Origin of the sequence: Aurantimicrobium minutum (genome assembly GCF_029893825.1) — a bacterium.
Classification (GTDB): Bacteria; Actinomycetota; Actinomycetes; order Actinomycetales; family Microbacteriaceae; genus Aurantimicrobium; species Aurantimicrobium minutum_C.
Genome location: NZ_JARXXV010000001.1, coordinates 946,721 through 963,466 on the forward strand (window position 1 = coordinate 946,721; position 16,746 = coordinate 963,466).

Annotated in this window: 19 protein-coding genes and 1 tRNA gene; 7 read left to right on the forward strand and 13 right to left on the reverse strand. The window is 55.5% G+C overall.

What is annotated here, in order from left to right; all coding sequences use genetic code 11:
* Positions 1–33 precede the first annotated feature (33 nt).
* From M2120_RS04485 to M2120_RS04530, 10 genes are all read right to left on the reverse strand, one after another.
* Positions 34–1,071: a DUF3048 domain-containing protein gene (locus tag M2120_RS04485; RefSeq protein WP_280797522.1), complete on the reverse strand. Its 1,038-nt coding sequence runs from the start codon at positions 1,069–1,071 to the stop codon at positions 34–36.
* A 70-nt stretch (positions 1,072–1,141) separates the two neighbouring features.
* Entirely contained in the window at positions 1,142–1,345 is a 204-nt protein-coding gene (locus tag M2120_RS04490; protein WP_110234406.1) for a cold-shock protein, read from the reverse strand.
* A 129-nt stretch (positions 1,346–1,474) separates the two neighbouring features.
* Positions 1,475–2,023, reverse strand: a complete 549-nt coding sequence (locus M2120_RS04495; RefSeq protein ID WP_280797523.1) for a LytR C-terminal domain-containing protein — start codon at positions 2,021–2,023, stop codon at positions 1,475–1,477.
* A gap of 12 nt (positions 2,024–2,035) precedes the next feature.
* Complete coding sequence (locus M2120_RS04500) at positions 2,036–2,293, reverse strand: DUF3263 domain-containing protein (RefSeq protein WP_280797524.1); 258 nt, start codon at positions 2,291–2,293, stop codon at positions 2,036–2,038.
* A gap of 1 nt (position 2,294) precedes the next feature.
* Positions 2,295–2,367: transfer RNA gene (locus M2120_RS04505), tRNA-Thr, on the reverse strand.
* Between the two features lie 35 nt (positions 2,368–2,402).
* Entirely contained in the window at positions 2,403–3,314 is a 912-nt protein-coding gene (locus M2120_RS04510; RefSeq protein WP_280797525.1) for a DsbA family protein, read from the reverse strand.
* Between the two features lie 88 nt (positions 3,315–3,402).
* The gene (gene rlmB / locus M2120_RS04515) at positions 3,403–4,395 is read right to left on the reverse strand and encodes a 23S rRNA (guanosine(2251)-2'-O)-methyltransferase RlmB (protein ID WP_280797526.1); all 993 of its coding nucleotides are present in this window, start codon (positions 4,393–4,395) and stop codon (positions 3,403–3,405) included.
* Positions 4,385–5,791: a cysteine--tRNA ligase gene (gene cysS / locus M2120_RS04520; protein ID WP_280797527.1), complete on the reverse strand. Its 1,407-nt coding sequence runs from the start codon at positions 5,789–5,791 to the stop codon at positions 4,385–4,387. Before cysS ends, rlmB begins: the two co-directional genes overlap by 11 nt.
* A gap of 25 nt (positions 5,792–5,816) precedes the next feature.
* Positions 5,817–6,992 carry a 2-C-methyl-D-erythritol 4-phosphate cytidylyltransferase gene (gene ispD, locus M2120_RS04525; RefSeq protein ID WP_280797528.1) on the reverse strand — a complete coding sequence of 392 codons (1,176 nt, stop codon included), beginning with the start codon at positions 6,990–6,992 and terminating at the stop codon, positions 5,817–5,819.
* A 27-nt stretch (positions 6,993–7,019) separates the two neighbouring features.
* The gene (locus M2120_RS04530) at positions 7,020–7,502 is read right to left on the reverse strand and encodes a CarD family transcriptional regulator (protein ID WP_280797529.1); all 483 of its coding nucleotides are present in this window, start codon (positions 7,500–7,502) and stop codon (positions 7,020–7,022) included.
* A gap of 193 nt (positions 7,503–7,695) precedes the next feature.
* Here M2120_RS04530 and M2120_RS04535 point away from each other — a divergent pair, with 193 nt between their 5' ends.
* Complete coding sequence (locus tag M2120_RS04535) at positions 7,696–8,190, forward strand: DNA modification methylase (protein WP_280797530.1); 495 nt, start codon at positions 7,696–7,698, stop codon at positions 8,188–8,190.
* A gap of 67 nt (positions 8,191–8,257) precedes the next feature.
* Here M2120_RS04535 and M2120_RS04540 read toward each other — a convergent pair whose 3' ends face one another.
* On the reverse strand, positions 8,258–9,004 hold the full coding sequence (locus M2120_RS04540; protein ID WP_280797531.1) for a phosphoglyceromutase: 747 nt from the start codon (positions 9,002–9,004) through the stop codon (positions 8,258–8,260).
* A gap of 33 nt (positions 9,005–9,037) precedes the next feature.
* Here M2120_RS04540 and M2120_RS04545 point away from each other — a divergent pair, with 33 nt between their 5' ends.
* Positions 9,038–9,850 carry a class I SAM-dependent methyltransferase gene (locus M2120_RS04545; RefSeq protein ID WP_280798157.1) on the forward strand — a complete coding sequence of 271 codons (813 nt, stop codon included), beginning with the start codon at positions 9,038–9,040 and terminating at the stop codon, positions 9,848–9,850.
* On the opposite strand, the gene M2120_RS04550 is transcribed toward M2120_RS04545, so the two are convergent.
* Positions 9,847–11,007, reverse strand: coding sequence for a YgfZ/GcvT domain-containing protein (locus M2120_RS04550; RefSeq protein WP_280797532.1), 1,161 nt, complete (start codon positions 11,005–11,007; stop codon positions 9,847–9,849). The two genes, M2120_RS04545 and M2120_RS04550, sit on opposite strands and share 4 nt — an antisense overlap.
* A gap of 247 nt (positions 11,008–11,254) precedes the next feature.
* On the opposite strand from M2120_RS04550, the gene M2120_RS04555 reads away from it, so the two are divergent.
* The 3 genes from M2120_RS04555 to M2120_RS04565 are packed head-to-tail and all read left to right on the forward strand — an operon-like array spanning position 11,255 to position 15,091.
* Positions 11,255–11,944 carry a winged helix-turn-helix transcriptional regulator gene (locus M2120_RS04555; protein WP_280797533.1) on the forward strand — a complete coding sequence of 230 codons (690 nt, stop codon included), beginning with the start codon at positions 11,255–11,257 and terminating at the stop codon, positions 11,942–11,944.
* Positions 11,945–11,981: 37 nt separating this feature from the next.
* Positions 11,982–14,150, forward strand: coding sequence for an RNA degradosome polyphosphate kinase (locus M2120_RS04560; protein WP_280797534.1), 2,169 nt, complete (start codon positions 11,982–11,984; stop codon positions 14,148–14,150).
* Positions 14,147–15,091, forward strand: coding sequence for an NUDIX hydrolase (locus M2120_RS04565; RefSeq protein WP_280797535.1), 945 nt, complete (start codon positions 14,147–14,149; stop codon positions 15,089–15,091). The genes M2120_RS04560 and M2120_RS04565 overlap by 4 nt, the downstream gene beginning before the upstream one ends.
* 110 nt (positions 15,092–15,201) lie before the next feature.
* Here M2120_RS04565 and M2120_RS04570 read toward each other — a convergent pair whose 3' ends face one another.
* Entirely contained in the window at positions 15,202–15,831 is a 630-nt protein-coding gene (locus M2120_RS04570) for a DNA-directed RNA polymerase subunit beta (protein WP_280797536.1), read from the reverse strand.
* 32 nt (positions 15,832–15,863) lie between these two features.
* Here M2120_RS04570 and M2120_RS04575 point away from each other — a divergent pair, with 32 nt between their 5' ends.
* Both M2120_RS04575 and M2120_RS04580 read left to right on the forward strand, forming a co-directional pair.
* Complete coding sequence (locus tag M2120_RS04575; RefSeq protein WP_280797537.1) at positions 15,864–16,022, forward strand: DUF5993 family protein; 159 nt, start codon at positions 15,864–15,866, stop codon at positions 16,020–16,022.
* A complete protein-coding gene (locus M2120_RS04580) occupies positions 16,022–16,723 on the forward strand; it encodes a disulfide bond formation protein B (protein ID WP_280797538.1) in 702 nt (233 codons plus the stop codon). The genes M2120_RS04575 and M2120_RS04580 overlap by 1 nt, the downstream gene beginning before the upstream one ends.
* The last annotated feature ends 23 nt before the right edge of the window (positions 16,724–16,746 follow it).

Below are 16,746 nucleotides of genomic sequence, written 5' to 3' on the forward strand. Positions count from 1 at the left end.
AACGGGGAGGGCATCAACTACGTAGAGAATGACCTATTCGGTAATGGTCACGCTTCCAGCTGGAACATAAGAATCCAGGGGAACCATCTCGATCCAGGTGTTACCTGGTGCAAGTCGAATAGTGACACCATTGTCGCCCTTGAACACGATCGGCGAGGCAGTTCCTGCCTTACTCCAGGTGCCGTGGACAACCTTGCCACCACTGAGCACAAAGAGCTCACCGGAGTCCACCATGCGGGTGCGGGGAACGCCAACAAACTCATCCACATTCACGCGCATCACAACAACGTTGGCGGCAGAAAGCTGAGCACCAGTAAGGTCGAGGTCTGGACCTTCCCACTGGGTGCGCAGGTAGCGACCCGATGCACCGTCATAGGTCCAAGTGTTGTCACTCTGGTTGCTGAAAATGTTCTGCACGGAAGATGCAGGAGTTCCATCCAGCACTGCAGTCGAGGTAGCCAGTGAAGAAGAATATGCCCACTGCTGTGCAGGAGCTGCCAGTCCGGGGTTAGCGGCAATAGCTTCCTGTGCGTGCAGCATCAGGTTGTAGGGAGCAACGTTGTAGTCGTTGCGATACATCGCAGGGTCATTCTCGGTGATGTTCACCAGACCGGTGTCGACAGCAAGGTCACGAGTTTCCTGTGCCCCATATCCGGAGTAAGCGATGATGCCGCCGAAAGGCGCAGCAATATCTGCATCCATCGGACGCAAAGAACGAACGGGGCCGACAGTGACGGGAACATTCGAGTTCCAAATACCGACGTAGCGGCTGATGCCACCTTCCACGATCTCTTCGAAGACCACATCTGCCTGGTTGAGACCATCCTGTGGTTCACAGTGGAAGACGTTACAAATCTTCACCGACAAAGCAGGGCCCACAGTTGTGCCAGCTGCCAGAGCAACACCAGTCAAAGGTGCGTAGGCAACAGGCTCAGGTGCCTTGTAGGTGGACTTGTAGTCGGGAGTGGCGGGGCCGGAGGCTCCACCTGAACATGCGGCCAAACCAAGCGCTAAAGCACCAGCTGCTGCCACACCGACAATACGGATCAGAGAACGCGATTGAGTAGTCACGAGACAAAGACTAACGCCGCCCACAATCGTGGACGGCGTTAGTTCGGGCGTGCCCGAATATTACGAGGCTTTAAGCCAGTCGAACCGACTCTGCCTGAGGACCCTTGTTTCCGGTACCGATTTCGAAAACAACCTTCTGGCCCTCTTCGAGGACCTTGTAGCCGTTCATGTCGATAGCGGAGTAGTGGACGAATACGTCCTGCTCGTCGCCGTCTACGGTTACAAAACCGTAGCCCTTTTCAGCGTTGAACCACTTAACGGTTCCAGTGGCCATGTGTAACTCCAATTGCAGTATCCCAACCGACACACACAAATCGCTTGTGCCGTTGGTCTCACACTACTGGTGAAACACAGAAAACAGTTAGCCTTGCCTAACTTTTAAATGTCGCGAATTGACAACGATTTAACCGGCGTAATCGGCACCAATGACCAAAGTGAGCTGTGCGGAGCTCTCAATGTAGGCATCGGTCAGCTTAATTTCGCCAAAACCTAAGGACTTCGCCAGACCACGCGCAGCACCTTCGAGAGTGGGGTTGCCGTAGTAAATGTATGTCTTTTCTGCCAATTCACTGGCGTTGGACTTGGCCCCAATGGTCCAGCCTTCACCAGCAAGTTGATCTCCAACTTCGGTAGCAAGTCCGGTGGTCTCAGTTGCATTGAGCACGTTGACCACAGATGCTGGGTCAATGGTTGGCGCAGGGGTCACTCGGGGTGTTGCCGACGCAGTTGCTGTGGGCAAAGCAAAGATGCCCTCAAAATCTTTCATGCTGATGCTGTCGCTGGTGACGATCAGTGTTCCCACTCCGCCCACAACCAAAACACCGGTGGCAAGAGCTGCCCACGCGAAGGGAACGAAGCCAGCGCCACGACGCTTGGGTGCGCGGTGAACACCGCGACGCTCCAGCCCAGGGGCTAGGTCGTCGAACTGGTCGCGCTGCGTTTTTTCAGACATCGTTCTATTCTCTCAGTTCTTATCTGAGGATTCTGGGTTAATTCTCTTTTGACGGGATGCACGGCGCTCATCACGCACTCGATGTAACCGTTTGACCAACATGGGGTCATAAGCCAAAGCTTGTTCAGAATCCATCAACTTGCTCAGTATTTGGTAATACCTCGCAGGTGACAAACCGAAGGTTTGTCTGATGGCATCTTCTTTAGCGCCGGGATGCTGCCACCACTCTCGTTCGAAATCGAGAATGGAACGATCACGGTCGTCTAACACGGGCCGACTATGGGACTCGAACCCACAACCCCCGCTTTACAAGAGCGGTGCGCTACCAATTGCGCCAAGTCGGCTTGTGTGAGGTCTAGGACCTCACTACCCGTTAATCCTAACCTGCGGCAGGAGTGGCGGGAGTCGTCGAGGCAGACTCGCCAGCGACCTGAGTGATGAATGCCAAGAATTCCTTGGGGTCAACAATCGAGCCGGTGTACACCTTGCCATTGACCAGGATGGTGGGGGTGCCCACACCCTTTGCACCAGAGTCCTTTGCGGCCTGAGCCATAGGACCATTCAGTGCATAGTCAGTTGCCTTGGTTGCCCAAGGAATGAAGGTCTTGTCCTTGATGCACTTAGCAATCTTGTCCTGGTTCTTTGGCTTCTGCGCATCGATCAGGGCGGTGATCTCGTCATCGTTCAAACCAGGGGTTCCTTCTTGAGGCTGGTTTGCATAGAAAGCCTGGTTGACCTTCCAGTAGGTGTCAGGAGAGTAATTGGCAACACATGCTGCAGCAGCGGCCGAACGCAGTGAGTACTTCGTTCCTGCAGAGTTGTTAGCAAGCATGCCAATGGGGTGAATCTCGAGGGTGGCAGCACCAGCTTCAACAAGGGTCTGCAGCTGTTCTGCGTTTGCCTTATCGAATGCCTGGCATGCAGGGCAGAGGTAGTCCTCATACACCTGGATGGCCACGGTGGAGCTTCCCAGTAGAGGCTGGTTTGCTACCGGGTCAGCACCTGGTGCACCGGCATCGCTGAGAACAGCAGCCATGTCTGCGCCACTGAGGACGATGCCATCGCTGGCCATGTTGGCGGGGCGAGGACCTTCCTTGGGTGCAGAAGTTGCAATGGTGGAAATAAAGATTGCTGCGATGGCGATTACTGCAACAGCAACACCGCCTTGAATAAACAGCTTGCGACGCTTGTCGGACTTCTGCTGTTGAACGCGAAGTTCTTTCGCCTTCGCACGAGCAGCTTCACGCTGCTGGTTTCGAGTGGGTCGGTTGCCGTGGGCTCCGGTGCTCATGCTCGTTTTCTCCAAATGTGTGGGGGACGTAATAAGACGTTCGTCAAAACACGCAAAGACTAGAGTACGTGTGAACGCTGGGAATTTGCTAAACGGCTCCTGAACGCAGGCGCGCTACTTCATAGAGTGCAACGCTGGCAGCAATACCTGCATTCAGGGACTCGGTGCTGGCCGAAATAGGAATCGAGACGATGGCGTCGCAGTTCTCGGTAACGAGCTTGGACAGCCCCTTGCCTTCATTTCCCACCACAATCAGCAGTGGACGATCAGCCAACTCAAGACCTGGAAGCATGGTGTCTCCACCGCCATCAAGACCAATGACAAAGACTCCTTGATCCTTGAAGGACTTGATGGTTGCGGTGAGGTTAGAGGCCATTGCAACAGGAAGACGCGCTGCCGCACCGGCAGAAGTCTTCCAGGCAGCAGCGGTTACACCCACCGAACGACGCTGAGGCAAGATGATTCCGTTGCCACCAAAAGCTGCGGTGGAACGAATGATTGCACCCAGGTTTCGAGGGTCAGTGATGCCATCGAGGGCAACGAAGAGAGGAGTCTTGTTCTTCTCAAAGGTTGCTTCCAGAAGATCGTTGGGGTGTGCGTATTCGTAGGGGGGAACCTTGATGGCAACACCCTGGTGCACGGAGTCATAGCCGCCCATGCGGTCCAGCTCTGGCTTCATCACTTCGAGGATGGGAATGCCGCGCTGGGTGGCAATGGAAATCATTTCCTTAACGCGGTCATCCATCTCAATACGAGTGGCTATATAAAACGCAGTGGCCGGGATTCGTGCACGCAGTGCTTCCAGCACTGAGTTACGACCGGTGACTACCTCAGTGTCATCACTTGCCTTCGCACGCTTCTGCACAGGCTTGCGTGAATCAGTGGTGTTGCGGTTGAGCTTGCCCATGGCAGCAAGCTTCTCGCGACGAATCTTTGCCTTACCGGCTGGGTGCCATTCGCGATCCTCTGCCTTAGGGGTTGGCCCCTTACCTTCGAGTGCACGACGACCAAGGCCACCTGTTCCCTTAGATGGTCCCTTACCTGATTTGCGGACTGCTCCAGCCCGAGGCTTACCTGCCATTGAAACTCCAATGTGCCCCGTTGGGGGTGTCTTCGATCGTGATACCTGCAGCGGCAAGACGCTCGCGCAGTAAGTCAGCAGTGGCGAAGTCCTTGTTCGCGCGTGCGGTAGCACGTGCTTCAAGGAGTTCAGCCATGAGCAAATCCAGGGCAGCATCCCCCTGGGAAGAATTCGTTGCCCAGGAAGCATCGAGTGGGTTCACACCCAACACATCGAGCATGGCGACAACCTCTGCCGCCTGTGATGCAGCGGTAGCAACATCACCAGCATCCAGTGCACTATTTCCGGAGCGAACGAGGTCAAAGACCACGGCGAGCGCAGCAGGAATGTTGAGATCATCATTCATTGCTGAGCGGAACGCAGCAGGAACATCAGCAGAGACAAGCTCTCCTGCGTCACGGATAACACGTTCCAGGAATCCTTCGATGCGCTCGAATGAGGCTTTCGCTTCAGCAATGGCACGATCGTGGAGTTCAAGCGTGGAGCGATACTGCGCCGAGCCAAGGAGGTAGCGCAACACAACAGGCTTTGCTTTATCCAGCAGGTCGGCGGCAAAGACTGAGTTGCCCAACGACTTACTCATCTTCTGGCCGCCTACGGAAACCAGTCCGTTGTGGAGCCAGTACTGGGCGAAGCCATCGCCGGCAGCAGAAGACTGTGCCAATTCGTTTTCGTGGTGGGGGAAGCGCAGGTCGAGGCCACCACCGTGAATATCAAAGGAGGTACCCAGATACTTTGTCGACATGGCCGAGCATTCGATGTGCCAACCGGGACGACCTACACCCCACGGAGATTTCCAGGAGGCCGAGTCAGGGTCGCCGGCCTTGTGGCCCTTCCAGAGGGCGAAGTCTTGTGGTGCCTTCTTACCGCGAGGATCTGCATCTGTGGCAGCTTCCATCTCGGCAGGCTTTTGGTTGGTCAGTTCACCATATGCGGACCAAGATGCGGTGTCGAAGTAAACATCTCCGGAACCATCTGCTGCAGGGTATGCGTGACCTCGCTCAATCAAGCGCTCAATGATGGCAATCATCTCAGGGATGCTTGCGGTAGCACGAGGTTCATAGGTGGGGCGCTGAATGCCAAGCAGGTCATAGGCGGCTGTGAACTCTGCTTCCATGCGGTATGCCAAAGCCCACCACTGCTCGACACCGCCGGCCTTAGCGTTATCTAAAACCTTGTCATCGATATCAGTGACGTTACGCACCAGTGTGACGTTGAAACCTTCATGGGTGAGCCATCGACGCAGCTGGTCATACACAAGTGCACTGCGCAGGTGACCCACGTGGGGGCTCGACTGCACGGTGGGTCCACACACGTACATTCCAACCTGGCCAGGGGTCAGGGGAATAAAGTCTCGAAGGGCTTGTTCCTTTGAGTCGAATAGACGCATGCTCACGTGTCCAGCCTACCTTCGAGCGCCGTTAGCGCTTGCGAACGAGTGCAGTTGCGATTGCCGCAACACCCTCGCCGCGGCCGGTGAAACCGAGGCCGTCGGTGGTCGTTGCGGACACGGAAACCGGTGCACCCACCCACTCGGTAAGTACTGCCTGTGCTTCCTCACGGCGTGCACTAAAGCGGGGCTTGTTTCCCACAATCTGGACCGAAACGTTGACAGGCTCGAAGCCTTCAGCAGCTAAGAGTTCGATGGTGCCGCGAACAAACACTTCCCCGGAGGCATTGGCATAGGCAGGATCTGCTGTGCCAAAACGTGATCCGATATCACCCAAGCCAGCTGCAGAGAGCAGCGCGTCGCAGATGGCGTGTGCGACCGCATCGCCATCGCTGTGACCAGAAAGTTCCTTTTCGCCAGGCCAGTGCAGACCAGCAAGCCACAAGTTTTCTACTTCGCCAAATGCATGCACATCAATACCAGTGCCCACGCGATGAGCATCAGGGATACCACCTAATACCTGATGTGCCCTGTTCAAGTCCCAGGCAGTGGTGATCTTGAAGGCAACTTCGTCACCTGGAATAGTCGTCACTGCTCCCCCATGGGCAGCAAATAATGCTGCATCGTCGGTGTAGTCAGAAGATCCGGCTGCCGCATAGGCAGCGTCGAGTTCAGCGCGAGGGAAACCCTGGGGTGTCTGTGCCGCACGCAATTGTTCCCGGTCTGCAATGCCTAACACTCCGCCGGTGACATCCACCTGCTTGAGGGAGTCCACCACGGGTAGTGCAGGAACAATTCCTGCTCCAGTTGCCTGAACGGCCATGTCTACATCTGCAAAAAGGGTGGTGGGCGTCAACGCGCGTGCCGCGTCATGTACCAAAACAGTGGAAACTGAGGGCTGCACTTCAGCAAGACCCCGAGCTACGGAATCATGGCGAGTAGCGCCACCGGTGACAACAGAGACAAGAGCGTCTAATCCTGGAGCAACTTTGTGCGCAATCGCGTGGGCATCTGCGAGGAAATCTGCCGGGGCCACAATGACAACCTGGACCGGGTAGGGAAGCAAAATGATGGAGCGTAGTGAACGCTCCAACAATGACTGACCGGCGAGGTCAACAAAAGCCTTCGGAAGTTCTGCACCCAAACGGGTACCACTTCCAGCGGCAACGACTATGACAGCCGTGGAAACGTGCAGGTCACCAGACATGGAGGATTTCACCTGCCACTCGCGTGCTTAGGACGCGAGAACCTCATCAAGGAACTCAGAAGCTTTCTCTTCGTCGGTCTTCTTCGCCAGAGCTAGCTCAGAGATCAGAATCTGACGAGCCTTTGCCAGCATGCGCTTCTCACCAGCGGAGAGGCCGCGGTCCTGATCACGACGCCACAGGTCGCGAACAACTTCAGAAACCTTGATGACGTCACCAGAAGCAAGCTTCTCCAGGTTTGCCTTGTAACGGCGAGACCAGTTGGTGGGCTCTTCCACGAAAGGAGCACGGAGAACTTCGAAGACCTGCTCGAGGCCTTCCTTACCAATTACATCGCGAACACCAACGAGGTCAACGTTCTCTACTGGAACCTTGACGGTGAGGTCGCCCTGAACAACGTGGAGGGTGAGGTACACCTTCTCAACGCCCTTAACAACGCGCTTTTGTACTTCCGTAATCTTCGCTGCGCCGTGGTGTGGGTATACGACTGTTTCGCCAACAATGAACTGCATAAGTCTGGAGCTCCCTATTTATCTAGACACAAGTTTACCACGGCTTACTGACACTGATTTCGGGGGCCACTTCCCACTGAGCGGTGCCCGTTCTTCGGCTCAAATACCGCCAATGCGATAGAGTCAAAGGGAAGAATTTTGCGAAAAAGTACCCAGCACTGGGCTTTCGCACCACACCCGGGAGGCTTTCGTCGTGAAGGTTCGTATTGTTGTTGCCGCTGCTCTTGCTGTTGGCGTTGCCCTAGGCACTGCTGGTTGCAACCTGATCCAGCCTCAGGCGACACGTCACGCATATGACGCAAGCGACGGTGTAGGCGTGAACCTTGATGGTCTTGACCTGCGCAACCTGATCGTGATCAGCGACAACGGTGAAACCGGAAACCTTCTACTTTCCGCAACCAACAGCTCTGGCGAGGACGTCAAGCTACACATCGGTTTCGTTTCCGGTGGCAGCGTTGTTGACGGACACGTTGAGGTACCCAGCAACGACAAGGTCGCCACCTCATGGGGCGCAGGTTCTGAAGACCGCATCATCCTCGGTGGCATCAACACCATGCCTGGTGGCCTGCTCGAGATTGCCTTCGAAGCCAACGGCGTAACCAAGACTGCTCTGGTTCCTGTGCTCACCTCTGCACAGCCCGAATATGAAGGTCTCGCACCTAAGAAGATCACCAAGATCTCGAAGTAACGATTTCTGCAAGACATACAAGAATCCCCCGGCCAGTGGCCGGGGGATTCTTCGTGAGAACCTGGAACTACTTCTTGTTTCCCTGGGCAGCTACTGCGGCAGCACCGGCAGCGGCAGCTTCTGGGTCAAGGTATTCGGCAGGTGCAATCGGACGGAAGTTCTCGTCCAACTTGTACACCAGAGGAATACCGGTAGGAATGTTGAGCTCAGCGATGTCCTCATCGGAGATACCATCGAGGTGCTTCACCAGTGCACGCAGCGAGTTACCGTGAGCGGTCACCAAAACGGTCTTGCCTGCGGCCAGATCCTTGGTGATGTCTGACTCCCAGTAGGGAATCATGCGGTCAATGACATCTTTGAGGCACTCAGTTGCAGGAATAGCACCGTCAATACCCGCATAACGTGGGTCGTTGATCTGTGAGTACTCATTGTCATCGGCAATGGGTGGCGGGGGAACATCGAAGGAACGACGCCAGGTCTGAAACTGCTCGGGACCGTATTCAGCCAAGGTCTGTGCCTTGTCCTTGCCCTGCAGAGCACCGTAGTGACGCTCGTTGAGGCGCCAGCTGCGCTTGACCGGAATCCAGAGACGATCAGCGGTGTCCAGAGCCAGGTTGGCAGTTTGGATTGCACGGCTGAGCACCGAGGTGTAAAGAACGTCGGGAAGAACACCAGATTCTGCAAGAAGTTCACCGGCACGCTTGGCTTCGCCAACGCCCTGGTCGCTCAAACGAACGTCAACCCACCCTGTGAACAGGTTCTTCTGGTTCCAGTCGCTATTTCCGTGTCTCAGCAAAATCAATGTGTGCGTCATAGTTCTCAGTTTATTGGGTGGTTAACTGGTCAGATGCCCGTGGGAAACATCACGCGTGGGACGACCAACGCCAATCGCTTACGCCGCGTAGACAGGTGGATCCAAACCTGGCCTGCCCTGCGCACCACCAGCGACCCCTTAGTTATCGACTTAGGCTATGGCGCAAGTGCGGCCACCCCGGTCGAGCTCGCCACCCGGCTTCGCAAGACCCGAGAAGATGTTGAGCTGCTGGGGTTAGAAATTGACCCTGAGCGCGTCACGATTGCAAAAACTGAACTTTCCCGCTGGCTCGCAGAGAGTCTCATCACTGAAGAACAAGCTCAAGGAATATCTTTCGCCCGCGGTGGTTTTGAAGTTCCCACACCCCACAACCGTAAGCCTGTGATCATCCGCGCTTTCAACGTGCTGCGCCAATATGACGAGTCTGAGGTTGACCACGCCTGGGAGCTTATGGTTGCCCGACTACAGCCAGGCGGGGTTCTGGTTGAGGGCACCTGTGATGAGATTGGTCGCATCTCTAGCTGGATAACTATTACTCCTGACGGCCCACAAACGTTGAGTATTGCGCTCAAGCTCGACACCCTCGAGGTTCCCTCGATTGTTGCAGAGCGCTTGCCCAAGGCACTCATTCATCACAATGTTCCCGGCGAGCGCATTCACGAATTCCTGACTGCCCTCGATCGGCAGTGGCTCATCCACGCCCCCTTGGGAAGCTTTGGTGCCACTCAACGCTGGATTGCAACGGCTCAGGGCATGAAAAATGCGGGCTGGCCCATCATCGGCAATAAGAGCCGCTGGCGTTTAGGTGAAATCACGGTCGCCTATGACGCCGTGCGTGCGAACTAGCCTTCGCGCTTAACCGCACCTAAGCGAGGTAGCTTGGGCACGTTCGCTGTGCGCCCGGCATCTGGTGGAACAATGACCACCTGTGTTGCAGGAATACGGAGACCTTCAGAAAGAACAACAAGTTCAGCTTCAGGATCTGCATTGCGCTTGAGCAGAGCTAACGCAATGACTCCCTCTTCGAAGTGGCGTGCTGCAGAAGTAATGTGGCCCACCTCGGTGTCGCCTTGCAGGACAACTGCTCCTGCCTCAGGCACCACAACATCCACACCATCCAGACTCAAGAAAGCCAGGCGGCGAGGTGGGTGGCCGAGGTTGTGCACCTTGGCCACGGTTTCTTGACCTCGGTAGCAGCCCTTGTTGAGGTGAACAGCACTGCGCAGCCAATCAAATTCATGGGGCAAAGCATTGTCATCACCTTCGGTGGCAATGCGTGGCCGCCAGGCTGCAATGCGCAGTGCCTCAAGTGCATCCGTGCCTGCAACCGAGAGTTGCCCCGAGTTGACCAGCGCTACAAGTTCGTCGGCAGCACTTCGAGCAATCACTGCCTCGGCATAGTTCCACTGCTCACCAGGGTGGCGGTGCCCCAAGTCATGGGCGGAGTATTGCCAGCCACCTTCTGCCACGGCATTCCAGGGGTCAATCCACACAACAGGAACATCGTCTCGACCAATGACGAGTGGCGCAAGAAGTTCTGGAAGTGACCCAAAGAAACCAATTGTCGAAAGCTCTGCACTGCGATCAATAATCTCAACCTGCTTCATGAAGCGCATTTTGAGCAACCACTGAGTAAGTTCTGAAGCGCGTCCCTCATCCACTAACAACCAGGTGGTGGTGCCATCTTCGAACACGCGCATTGCATGCTGAACGTGACCGTGAGGATCCAGCAACAACGTCTCGGTGCTCTGTCCTGGCTTGAGCTGATCAAGGCGCTGGCTGAGGAGTGAGTCCAACCAGCTCAGTCTGTCTGGACCGGTGAGTTTGATCACTCCGTGGTGAGAAAGATCAACAAAGGCAGTGCCTGCCAGCAGACTGCGCTGCTCAGTCAGGCTGTTGCCATATGCAGTGGCTACACCGAAAGGACCCGGAATAGCGCCAGGAAGGGTGGCCAGCGCAGTGCGTGGCATTTCGCCTACTGCCGACGAAGTGTCGTCATCCATGAGATGCGCTTAGCGCTGTCCCTTGAACAGCTTGTACACAACGATGCCGGAGATCCATGCAATGGACAGACCGGCGACTGCCAACAGGCCAATGAAGAAGAGTTCGAGTGCAAGAAGCATGAGTCCATCATATTCCGGGAGAGTACTGATAACGGTAACTGCGCATTCCACACTGAGGAAGTACGAAACCTCACTGAAACACAAGCCATTTAGACTGTTATTACTCAACCAAGCGGAGGTGACCGTCATGGCAAGCATCCTGATCCTCGCCGCGCGCCTCAATGCAGAGGTCTTACCCGCTCTGGGACTTCTTTCACACCAGGTGAAGACCATACCTGCTGAACCCGCACAGCTGGTGAGTGCCCCCCACTCGGACATTGTGATGGTCGATGCCCGCACTGACTTGGCCAGCGCCAAGAGTCTGTGCAAGATCTTGCAGGCTACTGGCCTCAGTTCTCCTCTCTTGTTAGTAATCACCGAAGGTGGTCTTGCCGCAGTCAGTCCCGACTGGGGAATCTCCGACGTCGTCCTCGACACCGCAGGCCCTGCAGAAGTGGATGCCCGTATTCGCCTTGCACTGGGACGCAATGAAAAAGATGCACCTTCCGAGGCACGCATCTCTGCGTCGGGCATCGTGATCGACGAGGCTTCTTACTCCGTGAAGGTCCACGACAAGCCACTGGATCTGACATACAAAGAGTTTGAACTGCTGCGCTTCCTTGCAACCCACCCTGCTCGTGTGTTTACTCGTGAGCAATTGCTGAGTGAAGTCTGGGGTTACGACTACTTCGGTGGTACTCGAACTGTGGACGTGCACGTGCGTCGCTTGCGGGCGAAGTTAGGCGACATGGAGCAGGTCATTGGCACCGTGCGCAACGTGGGATACCGCTTCAATGTGGCAGAAGATTCCCACGAGCACTCCTCTGTAACCTCCTAGTTTCTTTTCCGTCACCTGTGCGTGCCAGTATGAATGTATGGCTCCGCACGATACCGACTCTGACGTCTCAGACGTCGACGATGACTTCGATGAAGTTCCATTCGTGCACGTGGATGAACTTCCCGATGACCGCTACCTCGACCGTGAGCTCAGCTGGCTTGCCTTCAACCAGCGAGTCCTTGAATTAGCCGAAGACACTGCCCTTCCACTTCTGGAACGTGCAAACTTCTTGGCCATCTTTGCCAGCAACCTTGATGAATTCTTCATGGTGCGCGTGGCAGGTCTGAAGCGCCGCATCATGACCGGTTTGGCCGTGCCCACCAACATTGGACGTGCTCCTAGTGATGTGTTGGCAGATATCTCCGCTCGTGCCCATGAACTCCAGCTGCGTCACGCCAATGTGTATCACGACAGCGTGAAGCCAGCGCTGTCCGAAGCTGGAATCCAAATTGTCACCTGGGATTCTCTCGATGACGCAGATCACGAGATTCTGCACCGCTACTTCACCGATCAAATCTTCCCTGTGTTGATGCCACTGGCCGTAGACCCAGCTCACCCCTTCCCCTACATCTCTGGTCTGTCACTGAACCTTGCTATTCGTGTTCGTAACGCCAAGACCGGAACAGAAGAGTTTGCTCGTCTTAAGGTTCCGCAGATGCTGCCCCGCTTTGTTCGAGTGGACAGCCGAGAAGGAATCTCAAACGTTCGCTACATCGCGTTGGAAGATTTGATTGCGAACCAGCTCCAAGACCTCTTCCCTGGAATGGAGATCCTCGAGCAGCACACCTTCCGTGTGACACGTAATGAAGACGTGCAGATCGATGAAGATGAGACAGAAGACCTCATCCAGGTTCTGGAAAAGGGTCTCCTCAAGCGTCGATTCGGTCCACCCATCCGCCTCGAGGTGGGTGAAGGCATGGATCCCACCACCTTGGATCTGCTTATCCGTGAACTCGACATCACTGAGCAAGAGGTCTACCGCCTGCCTGAGCCACTGAACTTGGGTGGTCTGTTTGAGATCGCCGGCATTAAGCGCCCTGACCTGCACTACCCACCGCACGTTCCCACAACTTCTGTCGCCCTTGCCACCGCAGAAGCAAATGAGCCTCGCAGCATCTTTGCCTCTATTCGTCGCGGGGACGTGCTGCTACACCACCCCTACGAATCGTTCTCCACGAGTGTGCAGTCATTCCTAGAGCAGGCCGCAGCAGACCCCAATGTTCTTGCGATCAAGCAGACGCTGTATCGAACCAGCGGTGATAGCCCCATCGTTCAGGCATTGATCAATGCCGCAGAAGCAGGCAAGCAAGTCCTGGCATTGGTAGAGATCAAGGCCCGCTTTGATGAGCAGGCCAACATCTCCTGGGCACGCAAACTGGAGAAGGCCGGCGTTCACGTGGTCTATGGCCTCGTGGGACTCAAGACCCACTGCAAGCTGGCATTAGTTATCCGCCAAGAAAAGGGTCAGCTCAAGCACTACAGCCATATCGGCACCGGAAACTACAACCCCAAGACCAGCCGTCTCTATGAAGACTTTGGTTTACTCACCGCAGACCCCCAGGTGGGCAAAGACCTCACCCGCTTGTTCAATGAGCTCTCTGGCTATGCCATCGAGAAGAAGTTCAAGCGTTTGCTCGTTGCCCCCCTGCACTTGCGTAAGGGGCTACTGAAGCTCATCAACAACGAAACCAAGAATGCTCTGGCAGGAACTCCTGCCCGCATTCGCATCAAGATCAACTCCATGGTTGACGAGAAGATCATTGATGCTCTCTACCTCGCCAGCGCAGCGGGTGTGAAGGTTGACATTTGGGTTCGTGGCATTAGCTCGATTAAGGCAGGGGTACCCGGACTGAGCGAGAATATTCGTGTTCGCTCGATTCTTGGGCGTTATCTCGAGCACTCGCGCATCTTCATGTTTGACAATGCAGGCGACCCCCAGATCTATATCGGTAGTGCAGACATGATGCACCGTAACTTGGACCGACGCGTTGAGGCCCTGGTTCGCCTGCCTAACACAGAGCACATCACTGAGCTCTCCGAACTCTTTGATCTCGCCATGGACGACGCGACCGCGTCGTGGTGGTTAGAGTCAGATGGCTCCTGGACTCGTCACACCACGGACACATCCGGAGCAGCTCTCATCGATCTACAAGATCACTTGATGAAGAGCATCAGCAAGCGTCGTCGCCCAGGAGGACACCGATGAGCTCCCGCCCCACCACTGTCTATGCAGCAGGAGCTGTACTGTGGCGCATGATCGGTGACGATATTCACGTACTCGTGATCCATCGCACCGAACACAAAGACATCTCCCTCCCCAAGGGCAAAGTGGACCCCGGGGAAACTCTTCCCCAAACTGCGGTGCGCGAGATTCGTGAAGAAACCGGTATCAAGGTCTCCCTCGGTGTGCCCGTTGGAATCACCGACTACATCATGCCTAACGGCAAGCAGAAGATTGTGCACTATTGGGCCGCTGAGGTCACTCCCAAAGCTATTCAGAAATCAAAGTTTGTACCCAACGATGAAGTAGCCGCACTTGAATGGCTGCCCTTGGCTACTGCGCGCGGTGAACTCAGCTATGAGCCTGACAAAGAAATCTTGGATAACTTTGCCGCACTAGTTCGGGAAGGCATTACTCAGACCTTTGCCGTCATTGTCTTGCGCCACGGCAAAGCAACTTCTCCTTCAGAATGGCGCGGTGAAGACTCGACCCGCCCCCTCACGGAGCGCGGACTCACCCAGGCTCACGGCATCGTTCGCACGCTAGCCGCATGGAAGCCGAAGAAGTTCATCTCCAGCACTGCTGTTCGATGCAAAGAAACCATCACGCCCACCGCTAAAGCCCTGGGCAAGGAGGTTACACTCACGAGCAAAATCAGCCAAGACTCTTTCGAGGCTGGAACTGCAGACGTTCGCGACGTAGTCGGAAAGATTGTGCGCAAGCGTAAGAGCACCGTGGTCTGCACACACGGACCAGTCGCGCCCACCGTGGTTCGTGAACTTGCCTTAGCAACCGGCACTCCACGCAGCGGTGCCTTAGACCAGGCAGGACTGCTCGACACTGCCTCATTCACCGTGGTTCACCTCAGTGCCACCCACCCTTCCTCCGGCATCATTGCCGTGGAAACGCACGAGTCATTGCTCTAACTCGAGAAGGCATGAAAATGCCGAACCGCAGTGAACGCCTCTCGGCGGAAGGCCGCTCGCAGCGGCGAAATATTGGAGCCCGGGGTTACTACGGTCCGGCACACAAAAGATTAGTCGAGAGCGCCGTCGCGCCACAAACGAGCACACACAGATAGCTCGTGAGCAGTTTGCGTCAGTCGCGATGCCTGCAGTGTCAACGTGGAGGCACGCTCGGGGTGGGTTGCATCAGACTCGTTAGCTACAGCTGTGCAACCGGCTGAAATGATGCGACAGAACGCTGCTGAGCGATCAAGTGCACCACTAAAGTCGCCGGAGAATGCCCCATGCAAGATCGTGTCCGCGAGGGTCACCATCTCATCAGGTCCGGCAGGTGTGGGAGCACCGGCAACCACGGCATCTGCCGTGCTGAGTACAGAAAGCCCTTGAGCAAACAACACACTCATTTGCGCCGCCTGGGCACGAATCAAATCACGAATCAAATACATTCGCCACAGCGCACCAGGAAGTGAGTGCGCGCTCGAACGTGACCACAGTTCTGCCAAGGTGTCGATACCGTTTTCATCGGCAAAAGACACAACCTTTTCCACCACGTCTGGGTGGGCTGCATCACGTACACGAGCCAAGAGCGCACGGGCAGTGTCATGGGCTATGGCAGAAACCTCTGCAGGATCATCACCACCCTGGAAAGCGCTGAACTCATGACCTGCAAAGAGTGCCGGCTTTCGGTAAGGCGCATTCATACATTCATTCTCCCCCGGGTTAGGGTGAAGATATGGACACAATCGTCTTCGCGCTCATTCTTGTTGCAGCGCTATTGATCATCTTTGTTAAGAAGCGCTGGGTCGTTATTCTCGGCTATTCGATTGCTTTCGTGGCAACGGCAGCACTGTTTGCCCACCACGTAACCAGTGTTTTGGATTTGAGTTTCTAATGAGTGAGATTCACGTTTCCGCGCTGCAGACCGAGAACGCCAGCACCACTGTGGTGGTGGGCGATACTCGCGTCGTTGTTCCTGCTCCCACCAAGCCCCACCATGTGTTGCTGGGCAAGCTCGGGTTCTGGGCTCAGGTGGGCTTCATGCTCGCGTATATCGGAGTGCTCTCCGGCGCGATGTTCTACTTCCAATTCGGACTCAATGAAATGCCCTGCCCGTTGTGTATTACACAACGCATGGGCATGATGCTTTCATCCCTTGGTGCGCTCTATGTCATCGTGGGCTCACTACGTGGACGCTTGTCCCCCGCAGGCTTCATGACTGGACTGGGCTTCGCTATCCTCGGCGCATTGCTGGGTGCCGCCATGTCTATCCGCCAAATCTTGCTGCACATCATGCCGGGTGACCCCGGTTATGGCGGAGCAGTCCTGGGTCTCCACCTCTACACCTGGGCACTAGTGAGCTTTGTTGTGGTGTTGGTCTTTGCCGGTGTCTTGCTCACCTTAGGCACTGAGTTCTTGCCCGTTCGACCAAGCTCGAAGTTTGGTCGGGTTGTGGCATGGGTTGTGATTGGTATTTTCATCTTCACTGTTGTGGCCAACATGGTGGTCGTCTTCGCTGAAGAAGGCTTCAATATGTATCTGCCAGATGACCCAACGAACTGGATTCTGTTCCAGCAATTGGGCTGGAGCAAATAACCACTTCTGGTCTGTTCTAAACT